Source organism: Lachnotalea sp. AF33-28 (genome assembly GCF_003477885.1).
Classification (GTDB): domain Bacteria; phylum Bacillota; class Clostridia; order Lachnospirales; family Lachnospiraceae; genus AF33-28.
Window position 1 is genome coordinate 273962 of record NZ_QUEE01000005.1, and the last position, 23862, is coordinate 297823.

The 23862-nt window shown below is 52.8% G+C and carries 22 protein-coding genes; 17 read left to right on the plus strand and 5 right to left on the minus strand.

Features of this window, described 5'->3' with window-relative positions; all coding sequences use genetic code 11:
- Positions 1–97 precede the first annotated feature (97 nt).
- The 4 genes from DWZ56_RS09500 to DWZ56_RS09515 are packed head-to-tail and all read left to right on the plus strand — an operon-like array spanning position 98 to position 3096.
- Positions 98–769 carry a response regulator transcription factor gene (locus tag DWZ56_RS09500; protein WP_118556376.1) on the plus strand — a complete coding sequence of 224 codons (672 nt, stop codon included), beginning with the start codon at positions 98–100 and terminating at the stop codon, positions 767–769.
- Positions 766–1836: a HAMP domain-containing sensor histidine kinase gene (locus DWZ56_RS09505; RefSeq protein WP_243095171.1), complete on the plus strand. Its 1071-nt coding sequence runs from the start codon at positions 766–768 to the stop codon at positions 1834–1836. Before DWZ56_RS09500 ends, DWZ56_RS09505 begins: the two co-directional genes overlap by 4 nt.
- The gene (locus tag DWZ56_RS09510; RefSeq protein ID WP_118556378.1) at positions 1823–2713 is read left to right on the plus strand and encodes a hypothetical protein; all 891 of its coding nucleotides are present in this window, start codon (positions 1823–1825) and stop codon (positions 2711–2713) included. The genes DWZ56_RS09505 and DWZ56_RS09510 overlap by 14 nt, the downstream gene beginning before the upstream one ends.
- Before the next feature lie 2 nt (positions 2714–2715).
- Positions 2716–3096, plus strand: a complete 381-nt coding sequence (locus DWZ56_RS09515) for a hypothetical protein (RefSeq protein WP_118556380.1) — start codon at positions 2716–2718, stop codon at positions 3094–3096.
- Here DWZ56_RS09515 and DWZ56_RS09520 read toward each other — a convergent pair.
- Positions 3093–4466, minus strand: coding sequence for a sensor histidine kinase (locus DWZ56_RS09520; RefSeq protein ID WP_118556382.1), 1374 nt, complete (start codon positions 4464–4466; stop codon positions 3093–3095). The genes DWZ56_RS09515 and DWZ56_RS09520 overlap by 4 nt on opposite strands.
- 4 nt (positions 4467–4470) lie before the next feature.
- Positions 4471–5172, minus strand: coding sequence for a response regulator transcription factor (locus DWZ56_RS09525; RefSeq protein WP_118556384.1), 702 nt, complete (start codon positions 5170–5172; stop codon positions 4471–4473).
- A 252-nt stretch (positions 5173–5424) separates the two neighbouring features.
- On the opposite strand from DWZ56_RS09525, the gene DWZ56_RS09530 reads away from it, so the two are divergent.
- Genes DWZ56_RS09530 through DWZ56_RS09545 form a run of 4 tightly spaced genes read left to right on the plus strand, consistent with a single transcriptional unit; the run spans position 5425 to position 8005 of the window.
- Positions 5425–6189: an ABC transporter ATP-binding protein gene (locus DWZ56_RS09530; protein WP_118556458.1), complete on the plus strand. Its 765-nt coding sequence runs from the start codon at positions 5425–5427 to the stop codon at positions 6187–6189.
- Positions 6186–6911 (plus strand): ABC transporter permease, encoded by a 726-nt coding sequence (locus DWZ56_RS09535; protein WP_118556386.1) that lies wholly within the window; start codon positions 6186–6188, stop codon positions 6909–6911. The genes DWZ56_RS09530 and DWZ56_RS09535 overlap by 4 nt, the downstream gene beginning before the upstream one ends.
- An 11-nt stretch (positions 6912–6922) precedes the next feature.
- Positions 6923–7687 carry an ABC transporter permease gene (locus DWZ56_RS09540; RefSeq protein ID WP_118556388.1) on the plus strand — a complete coding sequence of 255 codons (765 nt, stop codon included), beginning with the start codon at positions 6923–6925 and terminating at the stop codon, positions 7685–7687.
- 6 nt (positions 7688–7693) lie between these two features.
- Positions 7694–8005, plus strand: coding sequence for a hypothetical protein (locus tag DWZ56_RS09545; protein WP_118556390.1), 312 nt, complete (start codon positions 7694–7696; stop codon positions 8003–8005).
- An 8-nt stretch (positions 8006–8013) separates the two neighbouring features.
- Here DWZ56_RS09545 and DWZ56_RS09550 read toward each other — a convergent pair whose 3' ends face one another.
- The 3 genes from DWZ56_RS09550 to DWZ56_RS09560 are packed head-to-tail and all read right to left on the minus strand — an operon-like array spanning position 8014 to position 10884.
- On the minus strand, positions 8014–8769 hold the full coding sequence (locus DWZ56_RS09550; protein WP_118556392.1) for a hypothetical protein: 756 nt from the start codon (positions 8767–8769) through the stop codon (positions 8014–8016).
- Positions 8770–8800: 31 nt separating this feature from the next.
- On the minus strand, positions 8801–10009 hold the full coding sequence (locus DWZ56_RS09555) for a glutathionylspermidine synthase family protein (RefSeq protein WP_118556394.1): 1209 nt from the start codon (positions 10007–10009) through the stop codon (positions 8801–8803).
- A complete protein-coding gene (locus DWZ56_RS09560; RefSeq protein ID WP_118556396.1) occupies positions 10006–10884 on the minus strand; it encodes a hypothetical protein in 879 nt (292 codons plus the stop codon). Before DWZ56_RS09560 ends, DWZ56_RS09555 begins: the two co-directional genes overlap by 4 nt.
- A 359-nt stretch (positions 10885–11243) precedes the next feature.
- On the opposite strand from DWZ56_RS09560, the gene DWZ56_RS09565 reads away from it, so the two are divergent.
- From DWZ56_RS09565 to DWZ56_RS23605, 9 genes are all read left to right on the plus strand, one after another.
- A complete protein-coding gene (locus DWZ56_RS09565; protein ID WP_118556398.1) occupies positions 11244–12653 on the plus strand; it encodes an ABC transporter substrate-binding protein in 1410 nt (469 codons plus the stop codon).
- A gap of 113 nt (positions 12654–12766) precedes the next feature.
- Positions 12767–13633, plus strand: a complete 867-nt coding sequence (locus DWZ56_RS09570) for a carbohydrate ABC transporter permease (RefSeq protein ID WP_118556400.1) — start codon at positions 12767–12769, stop codon at positions 13631–13633.
- Complete coding sequence (locus DWZ56_RS09575) at positions 13630–14466, plus strand: carbohydrate ABC transporter permease (RefSeq protein WP_118556402.1); 837 nt, start codon at positions 13630–13632, stop codon at positions 14464–14466. The genes DWZ56_RS09570 and DWZ56_RS09575 overlap by 4 nt, the downstream gene beginning before the upstream one ends.
- A gap of 44 nt (positions 14467–14510) precedes the next feature.
- Positions 14511–16310, plus strand: coding sequence for a sensor histidine kinase (locus tag DWZ56_RS09580; RefSeq protein ID WP_147369411.1), 1800 nt, complete (start codon positions 14511–14513; stop codon positions 16308–16310).
- The gene (locus DWZ56_RS09585; protein ID WP_147369412.1) at positions 16291–17802 is read left to right on the plus strand and encodes a response regulator; all 1512 of its coding nucleotides are present in this window, start codon (positions 16291–16293) and stop codon (positions 17800–17802) included. The genes DWZ56_RS09580 and DWZ56_RS09585 overlap by 20 nt, the downstream gene beginning before the upstream one ends.
- Positions 17802–20498, plus strand: coding sequence for an exo-rhamnogalacturonan lyase family protein (locus DWZ56_RS09590; protein ID WP_118556408.1), 2697 nt, complete (start codon positions 17802–17804; stop codon positions 20496–20498). The genes DWZ56_RS09585 and DWZ56_RS09590 overlap by 1 nt, the downstream gene beginning before the upstream one ends.
- A 153-nt stretch (positions 20499–20651) precedes the next feature.
- Positions 20652–21440, plus strand: coding sequence for a helix-turn-helix domain-containing protein (locus DWZ56_RS09595; RefSeq protein ID WP_330424853.1), 789 nt, complete (start codon positions 20652–20654; stop codon positions 21438–21440).
- A 682-nt stretch (positions 21441–22122) separates the two neighbouring features.
- Positions 22123–23481: an MATE family efflux transporter gene (locus DWZ56_RS09600; RefSeq protein WP_118556410.1), complete on the plus strand. Its 1359-nt coding sequence runs from the start codon at positions 22123–22125 to the stop codon at positions 23479–23481.
- A 103-nt stretch (positions 23482–23584) separates the two neighbouring features.
- Positions 23585–23812 carry a DUF6783 domain-containing protein gene (locus DWZ56_RS23605; RefSeq protein WP_334294778.1) on the plus strand — a complete coding sequence of 76 codons (228 nt, stop codon included), beginning with the start codon at positions 23585–23587 and terminating at the stop codon, positions 23810–23812.
- The last annotated feature ends 50 nt before the right edge of the window (positions 23813–23862 follow it).

Here is a 23862-nt window from a genome sequence, read left to right on the forward strand (position 1 = left end):
CCGGAGGGGTCATGTCAGCCTGCTGACATGATATAATATCGACAGATATTATACCTGCGCTGATTTCCGTCTGCGCAGCAGAGCGGAGGTATGTGATATGTTCAAGCTTTTGATTGTAGAAGATGACCATGAACTCAATCACGCTGTCTGCACTTATCTGGGGCAGAACGGTTTTGAAGCGGTTGGCTGTACGGATGTCCGGGAAGCGTATGAGGCGATGTATGGAAATATATTCGATCTGATTATCTCGGATATCATGATGCCGGAAACGGATGGCTTTGAGTTTGCTAAGACGGTGCGTGAATTAAATCAGAATATCCCTATCCTGTTCATGACAGCAAGGGATGACATGACTTCCAAACGGAAGGGATTTAAGATTGGAATAGACGACTATATGGTGAAACCGGTGGATCTTGACGAGCTGCTGCTAAGGATCGGAGCGCTGCTGCGCCGTGCCAGAATCGCGTCAGATAAGAGGCTGGAGATAGGGAGCCTCCTGCTGGATGCGCAGGAGCATGCGGCCTATTTAAACGGCGAGCAGGTTTTGCTGACGGTCAGGGAATTTAACCTGCTTTTTAAGCTGCTGTCCTATCCAAAGAAGACATTTACCCGCTCACAGCTGATGGATGAGTTCTGGGATACGGAAACCACCTCAGGGCTTCGGACGGTGGATGTGTATATGACCAAGCTGAGGGATAAATTATCCGGCTGCAGTGATTTTGAAATCGTTACGGTCCATGGGCTTGGCTATAAGGCGGTGCTGAAGTGAAAAAGAAATCGCAGGTTCAAAAAAGCATGTTTTCCTTGTGGAATTTAATCATTTTTTTTCTGCTGGTAGCGTTTACCGTTACTTGCTGTTTCCTGATGTTCTTTTCCGGAGCGGATATCCCGGAGGATATAATACGCGCCAGGGCGGGAAAGACATTCTGTAATGTGCTGGTGTTAAGCGTTCTGTTCTCACTGATTGATTATCTGCGCAGAAAGCTTACCGTACAGCAGCCGGTAAACCGCATCCTGGAGGCGACGCGAAGGATGACCCGTGGAGATTTCACCGCGCGCATTGAGCCGTTGCACCGGATGGGAGCAAAAAATGAGTTTGATATCATCATAGAGAATTTCAATCATATGGCGGAGGAGGTGGCCGGCATAGAGACGATGAAAACAGATTTTATTGCCGATGTCTCCCATGAGCTGAAAACTCCGCTGTCCGTCATACAAAACTATGCTGCGATGCTCAAAGTTCCAGATCTGCCAGAGGATAAGAGAATGGAATATGCCGGCACCGTTGCCGATGCGGCACGGCGATTTTCGGAGATGATCACGAATATACTGAAGCTGAACAAGCTGGAGAACCAGCAGATTTTCCCGGAAGCGCAGAGATATAACCTTGGAGAACAGCTATGTGAATGCCTCCTGGCGTTCGAAAATACCTGGGAACAGAAAGAATTGGGGCTGGATATACAGATAGAGGAAGATGTGCTGGTGGAGGCGGACCGGGAACTACTGAATCTGGTGTGGAACAATCTGTTCTCTAACGCCATGAAATTTACCCCACCCTGCGGCAGAGTGGCCGTTCGTCTGGAGACCGACAATGCGGATGCCGTTGTCACGGTTACCGATACCGGCTGTGGGATGAGCCGGGAGACAGGACAGCATATCTTTGAAAAATTCTACCAGGGGGATGCCTCGCACGGCACCCAGGGAAACGGCCTGGGCCTGGCGCTTGTAAAACGGATCATAGATATCACGGGAGCGGAGATATCCGTCACCAGCGAATTAGGCAAAGGCAGCTGTTTTACCGTAAGGTTTGGGAGGATTGAAAATGGCGGGGCTTAAGAAGAGTATCCTGTGGCTGCTGCAGCCTAAAACTGTGCCGGCTCTCCTGATCACTGTGACAGGAACCGTACTTTTAACCTATACATTTATGACCGGACAGAATGACACGGCTTTTGGGTATATCTCGTATATAGTGTCTGCCTATACCCTGACCGTCTGGCTGATACGTTTTCCTCGCTCGATGCGGGGATTGAGAAAATGGCTGCATAAAACCGTGTTTGCGGACCGTTTCTTAAGTGACCGGGATTACAGAGCAAAGCTTTCGGTGTATGCAGGGCTGTTCATCAATCTGGGTTATGCGGTGTTTAAGCTGGCCGAAAGCCTGGTGTTTCGCTCGGAGTGGCTCGCTGCGACCGCCGTCTATTACTTGGCGCTGGGTTTTATGAGGTTCATGCTGATGGCTGGCATCCGCCGCATGAAAAAAGAGGAAGCGGTTTTGCCTGGACGAATCAGGCAGCTGCGCCGTTACCGACAGACGGGCTGGCTGATGCTTTTACTTAATCTGTCCATGGCCGGCATGATCATTCAGATGATATGGAAGAACCGCAGTTTTTACTACCCGGACTGGACGATCTACGCATCGGCAGCATATACCTTTTATTCAGTTACCGTTGCGGTGATAAACGTTATAAAATACCGTCAAATGGATTCTCCGCTGCTGTCCGCGGCCAAGATGCTCAGCATGGCAGCGGCTCTGATGTCCCTATTTGCGCTTCAGACATCCATGCTCTCGCAATTCGGCGGCGATATGGCCTGCCGTTATTGGATGAATATTCTGACGGGAAGCTGTGTATGTCTGCTGGTGCTTATACTGGCGGCGTATATGATCATTCGGTCCGGCCGCCAGTTGGATTTCCTGGCCGGTGAGAGGAGTTAATCATGGATAAACAGGATCAGTCATTTCATTATACTTATTCTGCAAAACAAAAAGAGGAGATAGACGGCATACGCCAGAAGTACCTTCCCAGAACGGAGGATAAGATGGAACAGCTCCGACGGCTCGACAGGAGCACGGAAACGCTGGGCATGGTGGCTGCGCTGGCTGTCGGCGTCACTGGAACCCTGGTGTTTGGCCTGGGCATGTGCTGTGTAACGGTATGGGGCAATGCGCTGTTCGTTTTGGGCATACCGGTGGGACTGATCGGGATCGCCGGCATGGCCGCGGCCTTTCCTCTGTATAAGTGGATCACCAGGGCGAGGAGGGCAAAGATCGCTCCGGAGATATTAAAGCTGGCGGACGAAGTCCAGAAGGGGATCTAATGCGGCCGAATTGTCTGCCGGAAGGTTAAAGACACGCAGACTCCGCCTTCAGGCGGATTTTCTATGTGCATGGATCCGCCGTGGGCTTCTGTGATCCGGCGCACCAGCAGCAGACCCAGCCCGTGCCGCAGATTCAGCCGTTCATCGGTACTCTCCATGTAATGCGGAGTTTCTGCCAGCTCTTTTTGCTTTTGGAGGGTCAGACCGACCCCGTTGTCCCGGACGCTGACAGTGAGATCTCCGTCCGACTGAAGAAGAGCCAGCGTGATATTGCAGCCGGATGGATTGTGGTGTATGCTGTTTTGCACAAGATTGCCGACCGCACGTGTGATCAGACGGGCGTCACATTCCATCACGGCTTCTTCTGTGCCGGGTCCGATTAAAAGTTCCACAGAAGTACGGTCTTCAAGCCCTCCGTTCAGCAGATCCGCCACATAGGAACGAAGCAGGGCGGACAGGCGCACCCTTTCTCTGTGAAGCGGCTGCATCTCGTATTCCAGCTGTGAAACCAGATTCAGATCCTGCACCAGCTCCCGGATCCTGACACTCTGCCGGCGGATGATGCCGGCCTGTTCCCGGATCGGCTGACCAGCTTCTATATTATCCTCAATCTTTGCGGCGTATCCCATGATCATGGACAGCGGGGTCCTGATATCATGGGATACACCGCTGATCCAGTTCGCGCGGGCCTCATTCTGCCTGTTAAGGACCCGGGATGCTCTGTTGATACTGTCTGCAACCTCCGCCAGATCCCCGTTCAGTTTAAGATGCACCGGTTTTTCATCGGACAGAGCCTCTATGGATTCGATAATGGGATCGGTATTACGCATAATTTTGCGTTTGGATACGTAATATAGTGCAAACAGCAGCAGGATGTCCGCCGCGAGGACCGCGGTGATATATACCGGCAGTGTCCTGACCGTGCGGACGGACAGATAGTTTCCGGTGAGCTTGGTATAGCTGTCTTTGGGATAGCCCAATACCAGCAGGCCGTCATCCGTGTTCCTGACAAAAACGGGATAATCGTTCAGATAACCTCTGGAAAAGAGAGCCACATCCTGGAGGGAGTAGTGATTGGGGAGGCCTGCAGGCGTTCCGGCAGTCCAAACGCAGTTCCCGTCTATATCCAGATACATGGCCCAGATATGATTGGCTTCCAGTATGTGCCGCGCATCTTCCGTGATCCCGTCTGCCGATGAGGCCTCTGACGCTGTCTCCAGCATGTTCTGCGGGGAGGCTTCCCCATAATCTTTCGCAATAATTTTATAAAAAGTGATGCCGAATGTGAGCACATTGAGTATTACAAGTGCGATGATAACGGAGGCGAATGTGAGCAGATGCCTGGAAATATATTTACCGAATGATTTCATGGATTCACGTCCTTGTCTTAAGCTTATAGCCCAGTCCCTTAACGGTGATGAGTGAAACCGGTCTGGAGGGGTCTGCTTCTATTTTTTCCCGGACACGCCTTACATGAGCGTTCAGGCTGTTTTCATATCCGAACGGATTGTCTCCCCACAGCGCCTCGCACAGCGCATCTGTGGTGATGATCCTGCCTCCGTTTCGGGCAAGTGTTTCCAGCAGCGCGTATTCTTTGGCAGTGAGGGGGATCGTCACGCCGTCTTTTATGACTTCGGCGCGGCTGAAATCAACGGTACATGCGTCGAGCTTAAGCAGGGGGGCCTCATCTTTAAAACAGCGGCGGAGAACCGCATAAACCCGCAGCAGGAATTCCTGGGGCATGAAGGGTTTTACGATATAATCATCGGCTCCAAGCCCCAGACCGGCCAGCTTGTCAGAGGCTTCATCCCTCGCTGTCAGAAAGATTACGGGCATGTCAGAGACATTGCGGATCTGTCTGTAAAGGGCAAAGCCGTCGCCGTCCGGCAGCATCACATCGAGCACCGCCAGATCCGGCCGCCCGCATCGCACGGCGGCTAATCCCTCACGGACAGTAGAAACAGCGGTGATATCCTGAAACCCATCGTCTTTTAAAATCGCAGAAACCATGTTCAGAAGATCCGGCTCATCGTCAACCAGCAGGATCTTTTTGCTGTGTAAAAAGGAATTGTCCATGATGTTTACCTCCTTGCCGATATTATATCATGTCAGCAGTTTGACGTGTGGCATTCGGGGTAAAAGTAAGGTAAAAGTAAGGCAGCGGAAATGTGGGTTTCAGGATGGCACCGTATGATGGATATAACGAATCAGGAAGCACACAGAAGTGGTCATCAACCTTCGGTTGGTGACAGTGAAAGAGGAAGCACACTGAAGTGTGCGCAGGTCATCAACCTTCGGTTGGTGACAGTGAAAGGAGTGGATATATCTATGGATTACATCATCACAACGGATCAGCTCACAAAAAAGTATAAGGATTTCATTTCCGTCAATCATGTTTCCCTTCATGTCCGAAGAGGAAGCATCTACGGGTTTCTCGGCCCAAACGGGGCCGGGAAATCGACTACGATGAAGATGCTGCTGGGGCTTGCGGCTCCCACATCGGGGAGCTTTACTGTGGACGGAAAGCATTTTCCCGGCGAGCGCAGGGAGATCCTGAAGGAAATCGGTTCGTTCATTGAATCGCCGTCCTATTACGCCAACCTGACAGGCAGGGAGAATCTGGACATCATCCGCAGGATTTTAGGGCTCTCGGCGGATGCGGTGGACGATGCGCTGGAGTTGGTGGGGCTCGCGGAGTTTGGCGGACGTCTGGCCAGGAAATATTCCCTCGGCATGAAGCAGCGCCTGGGACTTGCCGGCGCGCTGATCGGCCGTCCGCCCATCCTGATATTGGATGAACCTACAAACGGCCTTGATCCGTCCGGAATCCATGAGATCCGCGGCCTGGTCAAATCTCTGCCCGGCCTCTATGACTGTTCGGTGCTGATATCCTCCCACATGCTCTCTGAGATTGAGCTGATTGCGGATGATATCGGCATACTGAACCACGGACGCCTTTTATTTGAGGGAAGCCTTGAAAAGCTGCGGGAAAACGCTTCGAATATGGGATTTGCTTCCGACAATCTGGAGGAGATGTTCCTCACCATGATCGATCAGGACAATGCGGCCAGAAAGCAGAGGGCGGTAATATGAGAACGCTTATGATTGAGCTTGGCAAAGAAAAGAGGACAGGCGTGATCCCCGTGCTGCTTGCAGCCGGGATACTGGGAGCCGCATATGCCTTTGTAAATTTCCTGGTGCGCAGGAAAACGCTGCTGAATCTTCCTCTGGACCCGATGGACGTCCTCATGACCCAGCTCTACGGCATGCTCGTTGTGCTCAATATGTTCGGAATCGTATGTGCGGCCTGTATGGTCTTTTACATGGAATTTAAGGGGAATGCGGTGAGGAAGATATTCACGCTTCCGGTGAGCACTGCGGGAATCTATTTCTGTAAATTCCTGATAGTAAGCGCGGCATTTCTGGCCGCGGTCATCCTGCAGAATCTTTCACTGGCGCGGATCGGCGTGACAAATCTGCCGGAGGGAGCATTTGATTGGGAAACGCTGCTGGTCTTTGCAGGATACTCATATGTTACCTCCATGCCGGTGCTGGCCTTCATGCTGTTTATTTCATCGCGGTTTGAGAATCTGTGGGTGCCGCTGGGAATCGGGGTGGCAGGGTTCTTAACCGGCATGGCGTTTGCATCCACGGATGCAGGGCTGTTTCTGCTCCATCCGTTCGTCCTGATGTTAAAGCCGGCAGTGGCCATGAGCGCCCGGGCGGATACGGCGGTCTGCGTTGCATCGCTGTCTGAGACCGCCCTTTTTCTTACCGCCGGACTTTGGGCGGCCAAAAATATGCGCTGTGAATGAGGAGGGCCGAAATGAATTTCTTAGACCTGCTGAAAATTGAATTTATGAAAGTGAGACGCTCGAGGATCATTCCTTTGATCTTTATCGCTCCGCTGCTGGTGGTGAGCACGGGAATCGCTAACTTGAGCAGATACTTTACGCCGGAATACACGGATGCATGGCCGGCCATGTTTATCCAGAGCGCCCTGGTCTACGCCTACTATCTGCTGCCCTTCAGCATGATTGTGGTGTGTGTGATGATCGCCGGACGGGAAACACAGAACAGCGGCATCCTGAAGATGCTGGCTCTGCCGGTCAGCCGGTATGCGCTTTCGATGGCAAAATTCTGTGTTCTCCTGTTTTATCTGTTTATGGAGATGGCGGTATTTTTCGGAATGTTCGCCGCTGCAGGCCTGATAGCGGTTAAGACGGCGGGAATAGCCGAAGCCCTTCCGGCGCCGTATCTGCTGAAATGGTGCGCCGGACTGTTTATTACAATGCTTCCCTGCACGGCCGCGATGTGGGCCGTCACAGTTGTGTTTGAAAAGCCGCTGCTGTCGGTTGGCCTGAACCTGCTGCTGGTAATCCCTGGGGTCCTGGCCGCCAATACACCGATCTGGATCTTATATCCTTACTGTTACAGCGGCTATCTGGTAACCTGTTCGCTCCACGATTTTACAGCCGCATCCTCCGGCGGGACATTTGCACTGATGCCCTTTGTACCATGTGCAGCCCTGGTCCTTGTATTGATGCTGGGGCTGGCTGTCACCCGATTTGGGAAGAAAGAGATGAGGTAAATAAAGATGGAAAATAAAAAATACCAAAAGTTAAGCAAAGCAGCACTGATCATCAGCATACTGCCGTTAGCGGCGCTGCTTGCGGGCCCTCTGCACATAGGCCTGTCCGAAACGGCGCGCAGCATATGGGCTGTGACCAATATCGTGCTGGCTGCCGCCGGCCTGATCCTGTCGGTTATCTGTGTAAAAAACAGTGAAAGCCGCAGCCCGGTCAATGTGCTGGCAGTCTGCATCAATGCCCTGTGGGGGCTGGTTATAGCCGGCATTCTCATAGTGGCGGTATTTATTAATTATATCATGCCGGAAGCCGCGTTTTGAACGCGGCTTCAACCAACCCCGTAAAACCTTTCCCCTGAAGTTTGCGTCGGTTCAGGTATCCTGCCGCCGAAGCCGCCTGCGGCATTTTGTGTCAGACCCAGCATGGTGCTGAAACGATACATCAGCCCTTTAAAGTGGGACGGCCGGATGACCTCCAATTCCCTGACAGCGCCGTAATCCCGGAAATGCAGGATCCGTATGCCCTTTTCCTGATAGCGCCGCAGTATATGGGTTAAATCATTCGGGATGGAGTCCGCATGGACGAATACCTGCCCGATTCCCTGGTGGATCATAAAATCGGCGGAGGGCATATCCTGCGGAAATACACACCAGCGGTTATCGTATCTGCCCGGCTGCTTTGCCTGCCCGTTCATGCGGTTAGCGTCCAGCAGAAATGCGGGAGGCGCATCCGTTGGAAGGGCCGCATCAGAAAGCTGCGCCGCGCCGTTGTACAGCACGCTTATGATGCCGCTTACATTTACGGATGCGGCCTGATTGTTAGGGGCCGGCACGCCGTTATAAAGCGGCACCGGCCGGTACCCCAGCTGCGCCAGCGAAAGCCCCTCCAGCACGCCGCTGGCCCCCGGCTGATCGGTGATGACCGCTGTATATCCGTCCGGCCGCGGCGCCCATGAAACTTCGGGCAGAGTAATCGGCCAGGGATCGGACTGCGGGGGGTGCGCGAACAGAACCGGCTTGGCCCACTGGGTCCAGAGGGCGTCATCCGGCGCCCATATGCGATAGGTATTGTATCTTTCATCCATTGTGCATGTCCTCCTTTATAGTGTTATAGGATCAGCGCTTTTCTTCCACTAGCAGCGGGATATCCTTCGCTCTGGCGTCTATGCGGGGATAGGGGCTGACGCGGCCGTAAAAGCCCGCCGCCCTTCCATCCACTGTAAAAACTCCTATGCAGAGATGATACGGTTCGCCGTCCGCCGACAGGATGGGTTTGCTTTCAAAGCGTTTTTGAGCGATCCAGTCCTTTGGGTTCCTGCGGACCGTTTTCTGAATCTGCGCGTATTCCTTGGCGGTCAGCGCTTCACGGATGGAGATGCCTTCCCCCACCCGGCCCAGCGCCGGCTTGTAGATCCAGCCCTCTCCCGGACCGCACAGATTAGGAGCGCAGGTTTCAGGCAGCAGCGCCTTCCATGCCGTGAGTTTAGTCCCCAGAGAGTCCCAGACAAGAGGCAGGCGTTTGGACTGCGCAAATACTGAGATCGGATGGTTGCAGGAAGGGGTCAGGGTATCGTAATATCCGCCCCAATCCGAACGCCGGGGCAGGTTTGCCAGCCATTCCAGAGGAAAGAAGCGGACAATGCCGTCCACCGGCCCGGTTTCGCCCCGGATCAGACTGACCGCACGCTTCTGCTCCCAGACGATGTGGTCAGGCGCGGCATACAGCGAGCGGTAACCGTTCTCCTCAAAATAATCCCCTAAAAACTGCATGACCTGGCGGTCATCCGCATAGGAGGTGCAGTGCACAAAGGCGATCCTGGCCCCGGGCTCAACCCTCTTTTGAAAGGCTTCCAGCAGGTGACGGGCCGTGTTTTCGTGGGGAATATATCCGGGAAAGCAGCGCTGTGCGATGGCCGGCAGCACCGATGCTTCCGCCAGCCCGCCAGGCACGTCGCTGTTCACCTCGGAGACCGCCCAGCCCTCGGTGGTGGGATGAAAATCAAACCGCATCAGCCGGACATGCTTTGCGGGGTCATAATGATCCATGCGGCCGATGGCTTTTTCCACCGCACGGGGAAAACCGAGCTTTTTGATGAGTTCCGGCCGGCCCTTGATGGATTCCTCCATCCGCATGGTTTCGTCCGTCAGCTTCTCCGCCCATTCTTCCAGCTGTCGGGCGGTCGCGCGGTCCAGCAGCACCGCATGATCCGCTACGGTATTGTGATCCTCTACCTGAGGATCCCATTTATATGCCCGAAAGATGGCTTCATACCGGTATTCGGAGTAATAGTCCGCAGGTATGCGGGCAAGTACAGGTCCGTTCATGGCATCACCTCCCTGATCTTTAAAATCAAATTAACCGTAACCGAAGGCGGCAGAGACAGCGCTATGTATGCAAAGGCCAGGTAAAGGCCGGCGCACAGAAGAGAGAGTAAGACTCCCGCCGCTTCATTCCTGTAACCGTCCTGCAGGGCAAGGGAGATAAGCTTTTCCGCAAGAAAGGCAAATAGGGCCAGCGGCAGCACAGGCCAGCCCACCGTAAATTCCAGAACCGTATAGTACAGGCTGGTCCAGTCGCCCCCCGACGCCCGGGCAAGGATCAGGCCGCTGGCAATCAGGTATGCCCCGAAACGGATGCCGCAACCCATATCCCGTCCCACGGTGATACGCTCTGTGATCCCGCAGCAGTGGCCCAGGAGCAGTGCCAGGCAGAACCACACGGCAAACCCCAGGCTGCCCGCGATCAGTATGACCCACCAGCCGGGTCCGTCACCGATGTTGGCGCCCGCGTATATGAGAGTCACGCCGATAAAGCCGCCCACCATGGGAAACAGCGCGGCTTTGTTGTCCAGATAGACGGCATCGCAGGCGGAAGCCAGATCGAAACGTTCCAGCAGATGCATTCCTCCCAGCAGCCAGGCATAGCCCAGGACTATATAGAAGAATACCCAGAATCCTACCACATCGTAGGATGCCATCGTCTGCAGGGTGAACAGTATAATCATGAAAGCGGCAGCCGGCAGCAATCCGAGAACCAGCCGGCCCGCCAGACCGCGGCTGGCCGGCCAGGCACACAGTAACGGCCGGTACCAGAAGTATAAAAACCTGGCTGCCAGGAACAGTCCGCCGAAAAACAGAAAGATTTCTGTCTCATACCAATAGGATGCGAAAGCGGTAAGCGTAAAGACGATTAAATCCATAACGGGATACCTCCTGGGAAAGTGTATAATTTTCTTCGGAATCTCTGCTGCGCAGATGAAAATCAGTGCGGGTATAAGGTCTATTGACATTATACCATGTCAGCAAGCTGACATGGCCCCTCCGGGGATGCGCATGATTTTCTACGGTAATTGTCTGCTTCGCAGACGAAAATCAGCGCGGGTATAATATCTATCGATATTATACCGTATCTGGCGGCATACTTCACTGTGTTTTTAGTGTTTATCAGTAACACTTTTTTTCCATATGCCCGTTTCTGATTTTAAATAGAAGATTCCTGTAAATACTGTAAAATATAATCGTAACAAACACTTACCCTTATACATACAGGAGGATTACAATGAAAAAGAAGGTATTGGTATTTGCATTGATTCTAAGCATGCTTCTCGGTCTTACGGCATGTAAAGGTTCAGACTCTCCCACACAGCCCCCGTCATCGGATGCCGGAGAGACCGCATCTGTGGAAACGCCCGCAGCTTCCGGCAGCTCTGCGGAAACAGAAGGGGAGAAGGACGGCGCTCTGGATTTCTCGGGGATCACGCTCAACATCGCTCACTCCACCACCGGGGAGGTTGGAGATGCCCTGCAGGCCCAGTTTGACGCCTTTGAAGAGCTGACAGGCTGTAAGATCGAGGTGGAACTGCTCTCTTCGGATTCCGAAGAAGCTGTCTATACGCTGGAGGTCCGCGCCGCTACCGGCAACCTGCCGGATATTTTCCAGAGCTCCATCGGCGCACAGCTGGACAAGCTGGATCCGGCCGCCAATATTTACGATCTGTCCGGACAGGACTGGATCCGTGAAAATGTGGCGTCCTCTTACCTGGATCTCGTGTCCGATAAGGAAACCGGCGCTGTTTACTGTATCCCCATGACCACCTCCAATGTGGCCGGATGCTTCTATAACAAGGATGTCTATGAGGAGCTGAATCTGGAAATCCCCACCACTTGGGAAGAGTTTTTGGCCAACTGTGAAATCATCAAGACACAGACTGACAAGGTTCCCGTATCCACCCCTTACAGCGACGGGGCGGGTTCCCAGATCCTGTTTTTGTCCCAGTATTATTATGTGTGGAACGAAGATCCCGAATTTGCGGATAAGTACACAAACCGTGAGATCACGCTGCACGAGTCGGAAACCTATATGAGAGGCCTTTACAAGCTCAACGACCTCTATACAAAGGGATATCAGGATGAAGATCCTCTCTCCGTCAGCTTTGAAAAATCAGCCACGGATCTGGCGAACGGCGACGCTGTCATGACCTTCTCCCGCACCAATATCATGGCGACGCTTTCAAAGGTTGCGCCCGATCAGGTGGAGAGCATCGGATTTTTCCCTCTTCCCGACCAGTCGGCAGAGGAGCGCGGCGTAGCGACCTGGATGCCGGTGGCATGGTGTGTCGGAGCCAATATCGATTCTGAAAAGGAAGCCTGCGCGCTGGCCCTGATGGAATACCTGACCACAGGTGAAGCCATCGATGCGTACTGCCAGGTAACTACCCCTACCGGCGCATTCATGCTCAATAACGTGACTCTGCCCGACAGCATTTCGAGCGCTGCCAGAGAAGCACAGGAATGGGTGGCTAAGGCCTCCACTTCCGTTATGGAATATACCTGCAGCATCAAGGGTTCCAATATGGTTACCATCCTGCAGATGGCGGAGACCGGCGAATATTCCCCGGAGGAAGCGATCGCGGAGATCGAAAAGGACAATGCCACCGATGCGCAGCAAAAGGGCGTAGAGGGCTGGTAAATCCAAAGCAGCTGTAACTATAAAAACAGACGGCAGAATACGCTCTTCGGTGTTTTCTGCCGTCTGCTGCTTCACAGGGAGCGCCCCATTTATAAAAGAGGGAGAATATATTTATGCAAAAGCTTAACAGGAAGACTTATCCCATCTGGCTGGCAGCCCCAGGGCTGATCATCTATATCATTGTTTTTATCATTCCGACCTTTGCGTCCTTTTACTTTTCCATGACGATCTGGAATCTGAAGGAAGCCAGGTTTGTCGGACTGGAAAACTTTATTACCTTTTTCTCAATGACGAATACCAGGACAGCGCTGATCAATACGGCTATCTTTGCCCTGACCACCTGCTCTGTCAAAATAATAGGAGGGCTTTTGCTGGCCCGCTATGTCTCCAGCGGCATACGAAGCGGTAACTATCTGAAAATCGTGATCTTCTTCCCCTATCTCCTGGGTAACGTCGTGGTGGCGCTGGCTTTCCGCGCTCTGTTAGAGCCTGCCGGAACCGTCAATCAGTTTCTGCAGTTCCTGGGTTTTGATGCGGTCCGCTGGCTTACAGACAAGCACTTTGCGCTGCTGTCCTGTATCATAGCCGATATCTGGAAAGGAATCGGCACGGTGACGATCATCCTGATCGCCGGCATGTGCGCGATACCGAAGTCCTACTATGAGGCGTCGGCCATTGACGGCGCAACGCCCTGGATGGCCTTCCGTAAGATCACGCTGCCGCTGCTGATCCCTTCGTTTAACACCGTGCTGACCCTGTGCTTAATCGGCGGACTTAGGAGTTATGACCTTATACAGGCGCTGACCGGAGGCGGCCCCGGCTATGCCTCTGAGGTCCTTGGAACGGCGATCTACAAGCTCTTTGCCAGGGGAAGCTACGGACTGGCCACTGCCGGAAATGTGATTTTATTTATCGCCGTCGCCGTGATCGTATTTCCGATCAATTCCTACGTCTCGAAGCGGGAGGTTGATATGTCATGATTAAAAAGAGAAGTGCTTTTTCCAAGATTACCGAGATACTGCTGGTGGCATTGACCTTTGTGACACATTGGCTTATATTTTATTTTGTGATCGTCACCGCCTGCAAGACAACCGGGGAGGCCGCGCAGCTGACGCTTAAGCTGCCCGGAGAATGGGATCTGTTTGAGAATATCGCGTTTATCTTCCAGTATCAGCACCACGCTCTGCTGAAAGCCTTTAAAAACAGCGCGGTCATAACTGTGGGTTCGGTGCTGTTTCTGGTATTCACCTCTTCGGCCACCGCGCTGATCATGCAGCGCAGATCCGGGCTCCTTAGCAGGGCTTCCAATAAACTGATCGTCGCGGGACTCATTGTCCCCGCTTCTGTCATCCCCACCTACTGGATGCTGAATATGCTGCATGTGGCCAATACGCTGTTTGGACTCTGCCTGGTGGAGGTCGCCACCATGTTTCCGTTCGCAGTCATGCTGTATAAGGGATACATAAGCTCCGTGCCGCGGGAGATCGATGAGGCGGCCGTCATCGACGGATGCGGCCCCATCGCGCTGTATACCAAAATCATTTTCCCGCTGATCAAACCGATCACGGCGACCGTAGTGATCCTTCGCTCCGTGCTGATTTATAATGACTTTCAGAACCCGCAGTATTATATGTCGGGCTCCAGCACGCAGACCGTGCAGCTGTTTGTGTATTCGTTAAAATCGGCCTGGACCACCGACTACGGGCATTTATTTACGGCGGCGATCGTGGTTTCCCTTCCTCTGATCCTGCTGTACATATTCCTGAACCAGAAAATCCTGGAGGGTATGACGGCCGGCTCGGTAAAAGGCTGAAAGAAGTGAAGGCAGGCGCGCCCTGCAGAAAGGATTCGCTGCATATGATGAAGAAAAAAGGAAGTTTTCTAAGCAAATTATTACTGACCTACTCCATCGCCGCGCTGCTTCCGCTGTTCTGCATCACAGCCGTCCTTTTCCGCCTGAAATGGAATGCCACCAAACAGGAGATGCAGAGCGCGGTGGACTATACCGGAGAGCTTCTGGGCGTACAGCTGGAGTCGATCCGCAACACCATGTCCTTCATATCCCTGGACCTCTTATCCAATGAGAAATTCCTGACAGCCGCCAAGGGATTAAATGACAGCGAAAGCTCCGCCTACGAGAATGCCAACAATTACAGCACGCTGGCCAGGGCCATCAGTTCCTATTCCTACAGCAGCTCTTCCTACCGCATCGTTTTCTTCAGCGATGAGGGATACTTTATGACCAATGAGGGCTATAACCGCCAGTACAACTATGCCTACCGCCTGCCGCAGGGATCTCTGGAGGCCTTTGACTGGATTAATACCGCCCGGACCAATTACGGGAAGGAAATCCTCCTTCCGGTGTCCGACGTTTCGGTCCCTAATGTGGATACGGAAAGTTTTTCCCTTGTCCGGTCGGTGAGGAGCCCGGGCAGGGTCATCGGTTTTCTGGCTGTCCAGCTCACGGGAGAAAATCTGACACAGCTCCTTGAGACAGGCGGCCTTTATGACATTGAGATGATGCTGCTGTGCGATGATAAGGTGCTGTATCAGAGCAGCCGTTTCCCGGGCGCTAAGGGCGGCGCGGCAGATCCGGATGCTCTGCGGGAGACGCTGAAGGATGAATACCTGGTCTCCGTATCCCGCCCCCAAAACAGTCCCCTGTGCGTAGTAACGATTGCTTCTAAAAACAATATCCTTCACAAAAACTGGGAGGACTTTGCGATTACCGGAGTCACAGGATTCAGCGTCGCCATACTGACATTCCTGGTAATCTGTGTGTTCGCGCATATGATGTCTTCGCCGCTGACACTCTTTACGAAGAAAATGCAGGACACTACGGTGCAGAATCTAAGCGAGGATTCCCTGGAAATCAGCCGGGTTCCCTTTCGTGAGATACAGATTCTCTATGCTGAATTTTCCAAAATGAGGCGGCGCCTGGATGTCATGATAGAAAATGAGATCACCCTCAAGACGCTGCAGTCAAAGGAGCGTTTAAGCTATCTGCAGGCGCAGATCAACCCTCATTTCCTCCATAATACCCTGAACATCATCGGGATCATGGGCGCGGATGTGGGGGATGACCGGATCTACGATTCCTGCCAGATGCTGTCCCAGGTATTAAAATATGCCATCACCGAAAAGGAAAGCAGCTTTGCCACCTTTGAAGAGGAGCTGGAAAATACAGAAAGATATCTCCAGCTGATGAAGCTGCGTTTTGAGGATAAGCTTACCTTTAAAATCGAATGTGATGAGGAAATCCGCAGGCAGAAGACTCTGCGGATCATCCTGCAGCCCTTTGTGGAAAATATTTTTGAACATGCCTTTGATCCCAGCCACACACAGCTTGCCATCGAGATCTGGGGCTGCGTGAGAAACGGCTGCTGGTACATCTCCATACATGACAACGGCGCCGGCATGCCGGAGGATGCGCTTCTTAAGATGAAGGAGGATATTCATGAAATGCTTCAGGAGGCGGCCGCGCTGCGGGCCCCCCTGCGTGAAAATGCAAATATTGGAATCAAGAATACACTGGTCAGGATGTCGCTGTATTATGGAAACGATTTTCGGTATACTATTAACAACGCAGCTGCCGGTGGCTTTATCGTCACCTTGGAAGGGAAAGTAGGTGAATCGTTTGAACAGTCAGAAATCTGACGGACTGCGGGCAGTCATAGTAGAGGACGAACCGCCGATGCTCCGCTTTCTGTACAGACTTGTCTCGAGGACTGAGATATTTACGGCGATTGCCCAATGTACCAACGCGGAGGAAGCTCTGCCCGTGATCGGGCAGCAGAAACCTCAGCTTTTGATTTCGGATATAAGGATGACAGGTATGAGCGGACTGGCCCTTGCAGAAAAGGTCAGAAAGTTGTCGCCTGATATCCACATTGTGATCATCACAGGCTACAAGTCTTTTGAATATGCCAAAACGGCGATTGATTTGAACATTGACGCCTTTATCACCAAACCCGTGGACCAGGCAGAACTAAGGGATGTGCTGCTGAAAATCCGGGATGCCTGCCTCACAAAACGCTACACCGTCGCGAGGTCCCTTCTGGAAAGGGCCTTCCTGACCGACGACGAGGCACTGTTTGCCAGGCAGCTTGAGGATTTGGGATGCCTGCCCTGCCGCGTGCTGATGGTCTACTATACCGGCGATATGGCCCGGCTCTTTGACTGCATCACCCGGATAGAGAAAAGGATTTATTGGATTCACTATAAAAACTCGGTGGTCTTTCTGGCGGATCAGATGTCTTCCACCGAACTGTTCCGCTATATCTGCGTCAAATTCTCCGGCGCACCCAGACAAAAACGCACTGCCGTATGCATCCGGCTGGAGCCAGCTCCAGGCGCAGAACCGACAATAGCGGGTATCAAGGATTTCTACCGCACGAGACTGCTTCAGAGCATAATTCCCGGCAGCTTTTGTACCTGTTCGGGGACATCCAAAGTATCAGGGGACAGCCCGGAGACCGGAGGTGATGAAGGTTTATGCAGTCAGCTGGAGCTTTCGATCCTGTCGCGGAACCGTCAGAGGCTGATGCAGGGATTAAAGCAGCTGTTCACCCTTTGGCAGGAGCATCAGGTGACGGTCGCCTGCCTTAGAAAGAGGATCCACTGGATCATCGCCCTCTGTGAAAAGGCCGGCATCCTGAATACAGAGCGCATTTCCCTCAATGACCGGATCGACGAAGATATTCTCTGCCTGGACAGCTATGAGGAGATTAAATGCTATATAACCGGCATCCTGGACGAAAATTTAAGCATGGACAGCCCCTCCGCAGCGAAAAGCGACAGGGAGCTTTTTGGACAGATAAAGGATTTGGTGCTGCAGAACCTGGAACATAACTACTCCCTGCAGGAAATATGCGGCATGTTTCATGTCAGCCAGCCCTATGTGAGGAAGACATTCATCCGCTATACCGGTAAAACTTATAATGATTTTGTCCTTGATGAAAAGATCGCCCATGCTGTGAAGTTAATCGGCAGCAATCCCGCGATCCAGGTAAAGGATCTGGCCCTGGCCCTCGGCTATGAGCAGCTGTATTTCAGCACCGTTTTTAAAAAGAAGGTGGGGGTGACGCCCTCGCAGTACAGACAGTCCATCACGCCTGCGGATCAGACAGGCGAAGACAGGAGGATATGATGAAGCTTCATTTATTGGAAAACTGCATGGCCGGCGGCTATGCGCAGTTCGGGAGCATCTGGAAAAAGGGGGCGGTTCATGACTGCCGTTTCCGCCTTATAAATGAAAAGAAGGAAGATGTTTTCGTACAGTCCAGGATCACGGCCTACTGGCCGGACGGCAGCATAAAATGGGCTGCGCACACGGCCGACAGCCGCGCTGTGGGGGAGTGCGCCGAGATCATCCCAGGCGGAGGCGGCGCGCCCGAAAGCCGTGCAAAATGCACGGAGACAAAAGGGGGATGGAGATTCTGTTCCCCCACCCTGTCCCTGGAAATCCCCAAATCGGGGGACGTGATTTTCCGGGATCTTAAGGTGAACGGAAGGCTTCGGATGAAGAACGCATACCTGAAGCTGCTTCTGGAGAGGCATTTTCATGTGGCCGGGCTGGATACGCAGATCCAGTATTCGGGCAGAGGAGTGCTTAAGAGCGCTGTCATGGAGGAGAGCGGCCCTCTGATGTGGAGCTTTCGCTTAGAGGGTATCCATGAGCTGACGGAAATCGGAGAACAGAAAATTCCGTTCATCTTAAGGCTCAAGCTGTATCATGATACGGACCGGATTGACATACAGCATACATTCCTTTTTGACGGTGATGAAAGGACCGATTTCCTGAAGGGGATCGGTATAGCGGCAACTTGTCCGCTTTCGGGCGAGACCTTTGACAGACATATTCGATTCGGCACAGATTACGGTTCGTTCCATGAGGCCGCGAGCCTCATGCTGGTGTGGGACCATAAGCGCCCAGGACCGATCTATGAGAGGCAGATCAGGGGACTGCCCCTGGAAAAGCCATGTATACAGCCCTGCATACAGTCATGCATGCAGTCATACATGCAGCCATACATACAGCCATACATATCGTCCGCGGAGGAGTTTGAGCGGCTGAAGGATATCGCGCAGAATTGTCCGGTCTGGGATCATTATGAGCTGGCGCAGGACAGCGATATGCATTTTGGCATCCGCAAGCGGACCGCCGGGACGGACCGTTGTTTTCTGGACGCGCTGCACGGCAAAAGGGCGCCGGGCGTCATGGCGTTTGGCGGCAGCAACGGCAGCATCCTCATGGGCCTGAAAGATTTCTGGCAGAAATACCCGTCGGGGCTGGAGCTTCAGGGGCTGGCTGCAGATGCGGCCGAGGCTGTCATTTGGATCTATTCGCCCTCCGCGAGAGCCTATGATTACAGGCACTATGACCATCGCGCTTATGCCGAAACCTGTTATGAAGGGTTTCCGGAAGTCGGCGCAACACCCTATGGTGTGGCCAATACCAACGACTGCAGCATCGCCTTTCAGGATGAAATAATTCCTTCGGAGGATGATCTGAACCGCTTTGCGCACTCTGTGAACGATCCGCCGGTGTATTTTGGAGAACCGGCTTACTACCATGATCTGCGCGCGTTTGGCTATTGGAGCCTTCCCTCCAGACAGACGCAGGCGCTTGCCTGGATTGAGGAGGAACTGGACCGGGCCGTGGATTTTTATCTGAAGGAAGTGGAAGCCAGACACTGGTACGGCATGTATGACTATGGGGATGTGATGCATACCTACGACCGTTTCCGCCACATCTGGCGCTACGATATCGGCGGCTACGCCTGGCAGAACACCGAGCTCATGCCCACCATGTGGCTGTGGCTGGCCTTTTTGCGGAGCGGCCGCGGGGAGATATTAAAGCTGGCGGAGGCGATGACGCGCCATGCCTCCGACGTGGATGTCTATCATCTCGGCAAGCTGAAAGGCCTGGGAACAAGGCATGGCGTGCGCCATTGGGGATGCTCCTGCAAGGAGATACGCATCGGCATGGCGGGACATTACAGATTCCACTATTACCTGCTCTGTGACCGGCGTTTTGAGGATGTGTTCGAGGACACGAAGGATGCCGATTACAGCCTGCTTTCCATGGATCCCCTGCGGTATGTTTACGGCAGCGGGCAGTCCCAGCTGCCCACCCATGCCAGAAGCGGCCCGGACTGGGCGGCTATGGTATCGAACTGGATGACCCAGTGGGAACGCGGCCAGGATGAACAGTATCTGCAGAAGATTCTTACGGGCATGGAAGATATTAAGGCGGCGCCGCTGGGGCTTATGTCGGGGCCTGACTTCGAATACGACCCCGCCACAGGGCATCTAAGATATATCGGAGAGAGCGCGACCGGGGGCATACATCTCCAGATCTCCCTGGGAGGGCCCCAGGTCTGGATGGAGCTGGCCGACCTTCTGGGGGATGAGAAATGGTCAGAGCTGATCGCACAATACGGCAGATTTTATTACCTGTCTCCGGAGGAAAAGCGGGAAGAGAGCCGCGGCCTTGTCGGAGAGCGGGTGTTCCTGTATCCTGTTATGGCCGCGGCTATGGCCGCCTACGGCGCGGCAAAGCTTGGGGATCATGGGCTGGCCCTGCGCACCGTGCAGTATCTGTTTCGGGCGCTATTGCCGGATGACTGCGACACGGGATTTGCCGTAAGCACGCTGGCGGACTGCGGCAACCGGTCTGTGCTGTCCGAAATCCCCTGGATCACCACAAACTTTACCTCCCAGTGGTGCCTTAACGCCATCATGGTGCTTGAATTTATCAGGGACGCTATACCGGAAACGCTTGAGGAGGTGAGGGGGCTGCTGGCGGATTTCCCTAAGGAGGAGCTGTTTCGGACGTGCTGATTTGAGGATTAGTTATGCTTATTCACAGTGCCGCAAACTTCCCGCGCATGGAGGGGCATACTCTGTCCCTCTATGTGCTGTTTTATCGGCAGCCGTGACTCTACGGTGCGCAGATTGTAAGTGAAGCGAGTCTGCTGTACAATGGGCTCATGAATGAATATAAAGAGAGGATGCAGCTGTACGGCGGGCATAACAGGTCATGAAACAGCTGCAGGAATAGAATTTATGGGCTACGTTACAGGAAAGACAGTTAAGAAATTAAGGGAGAAGCTGAAGATTACGCAAAAGGAGCTGGCAGAACGTATCAATGTGAGCGATAAGACGATCTCGAAATGGGAGACGGAGAAAGGGCTGCCTGACATTGGAATCCTGGAGGAGCTTGCAAAAGCGCTGGGCGTATCTGCGGCCGAGCTGCTGACCGGTGATTTTAAGGAAAATGAAAATCCTTCGGGAAATATGAAAAAAATGCATTTTTATGTCTGCCCTGTCTGCGGCAATATCATCACAGCTGTCGGGCAGAGCAGCATCTCCTGCTGCGGGGTTTCACTGCCGGAGCTTCTGGCCGAACCGGAGGAGGATGCGCATGGGATATCGGTTGAAACGGTGGATCATGAATATTGCGTAACCATGACACATCCCATGGAAAAGAAGCATTATATTTCTTTCATAGCATATGTTACTGCGGACAGCTGTGAGGTGGTTAAGCTGTACCCGGAACAGGGGATATCGGTTCGGTTCAGAAAGAAAGGGCATGGTATCCTGTATGCGTACTGCAACAGGCATGGGATGTTTGCTGTTCACAGTTACCGTAAACTTCCCGCGCATGACAGGCCAGAGTATGCTCCTCATTGGGACCCGCTCTCGCTCCGTGAAGCGCGCAGCGGTTCTAACGCTGCAGACTACGCAGCGAAAGAACCGGCGGGCTTCAAGGGATCCCTATGAGGACCATACCCTGCCCTCTCATACGCTGCTTTATCGGCAGCGTGTGAACAGTAACCATGGATGTTTTAGGAGGTTTGTTTAGTTTAATATAAATCTTGACATATTCAGAGTAAAATGGTACCATAAAAATCCAAAACCAACTATTTGGAAGTGGATTTTTTTGGAGGTTAGCTCCATTTTTCGCCACGCGGCTGTTTAATTGCAGCTGCGCGGCGTTTTTTGTTTCATAGGGGGTGCTCTGCACAGTACGATCTGTGAAATCGAAATTACTCCGTTAGGACTGCACTAGTACCTCGTATACCAAATAGCTACACTTTATTACTGGCCTATTTTTCCGATAGCACGGATCAAAAAGCCTCAACGTAGCCCGCTACGGTGCTAAGCGCCAGTGGCGCTTGTTTAGCACGGACCGTAATGGAATGTAGACCTGCGTTTTTTGATCCGCACTCCCGAAAAAATATGCTCAGTAAAAAGTATAGCTATTTGGTTTACGATGTACTAGGCGGGAAGGTAGTATGCTGTGAAAGTGATCCGCCGCAGGCGGAGACTCCGCTCGTGGGATCCTTTTTCGCCTTGGGCTAAGCGTAAGGTTGAAATTTGAAGAATTTAAAAAGGAAGCACGCTGAAGCGTGCGCAGGTCATCAGCCCTTGGCTGGTGACATGAGAAAGGACAAGATATAAGATGGAACAGACATTCATGAAAGAAAGGCCGGTGCTGCCTCTGGTGGTGACCATGGCGCTTCCAATGACCATATCCATGCTGGTTAATTCACTGTACAACATAATAGACAGCTTTTATGTGGCAAAAATCAGTGAGAATGCCATGACGGCACTGTCGCTGGTATTTCCTGCGCAGAATCTGGTAAATGCGGTCACCGTGGGTTTCGCCATAGGCGTGAACGCGGTTATTGCCTTCCAGCTTGGGGCGGGAAATCAGAAACTGGCGGATGCGGCCGCGACGGCTGGGATGATCCTGAATATACTGCATGGACTGATACTAAGCGTTGTATGTATCGCGGGCATGCCGGCATTTTTATCGGCGTTTACAGAGGATGCGCAGATTCTTCAGATGGGAACTGCTTATTCGAATGTGGCATTTTTATTCTGTATACCGATCGGCGCCGGTGTATGTTATGAAAAGATCTTTCAGGCGGTAGGGCAGATGAAGGTCTCGATGCTCAGCATGATGGCCGGCTGCGTGGTCAATATTGTGCTGGATCCGTTCCTGATATTCGGCATCGGCTTCTTTCCGGAAATGGGGATCGAAGGTGCTGCTGTCGCAACAGGGATCGGCCAGATGACTTCCCTGCTCATTTATGTATTCATATATCTAAGGAAAACCGGGAAGGTGCCGGTGCGCATCTCGTTTAAACATATGGCCGGCGCGAAACAGGTGATCGGCAGGATGTACGGCATAGGGATTCCGGCCGCGCTGAACATGGCGCTTTCGTCACTGATGCTGACGGTCTTAAACGGTCTTCTGGCCGCCTACTCCGCCGCATATGTGCTGGTTCTGGGGGTTTACTATAAGCTGCAGACCTTCCTGTATCTGACCGCCAACGGGATCGTCCAGGGCATGCGTCCGATCTGCGGTTACAACTACGGAGCAGGGGAGTATAAGAGGGTGAAGGATATTTTTAAGGCGGGCCTGGGACTCATCAGCGTCGTGATGTTAGTGGGAACCGGTTTAAGCGTATGCTTCCCCACAGGGCTGTTCGGATTGTTTACCGACAGTCAGGAAACCGTCGCTCTGGGAAGAGAGGCACTGCTCATTATCAGCAGAGGCTTCCTCATATCGGGCATATCCGTCGCGGTTACAGGAGTGCTGGAGGGACTGGGAAAAGGCATGGAGTCCCTGATGATATCACTGGCAAGATACATTGCCGTGATACTGCCGCTGGCATTTTTATTAAGCCAAATGATGGGGGCTGCGGGCGTCTGGAATGCCTTTTGGGTAACGGAAGTGATTGCGGCTGTTCTGGCGGCTGTGCTGATTGGCCGGGTGATGAGGCGTGAGCTTAAGCAGAGGGTGGAGCAATAGCAGCTGTATGCCGGAAGCTGCGGGGAGTATGAGCACTATTTTGATTAAATAGTGAGGGCGGCGGAGCTGTAAATGGCTCTGCCGCCCTAGAGCGCGTTTTAAAATTCATTTCCGCAATCTGCACGCCCCACATTGCGGTATATTACCTCCAAATTCGGTCAACGTAGCCCGCTACGCCTCCCTCATTTGGAGGCAATCTCCCACAATGTGTGACGCACATCTTACGGAAAGCAATTTTCAAACACGCCCTAATTTATTTTGTGGGTCTTCCGGTATGCATTTCATAGTGATGAAACACTGTAATGCGATTGGAGTTAAGAGCAGGCTGTAGACAGGATCTGCGGACTCATTCTATAATGATAGAAAGAAGAAAAACAGTAA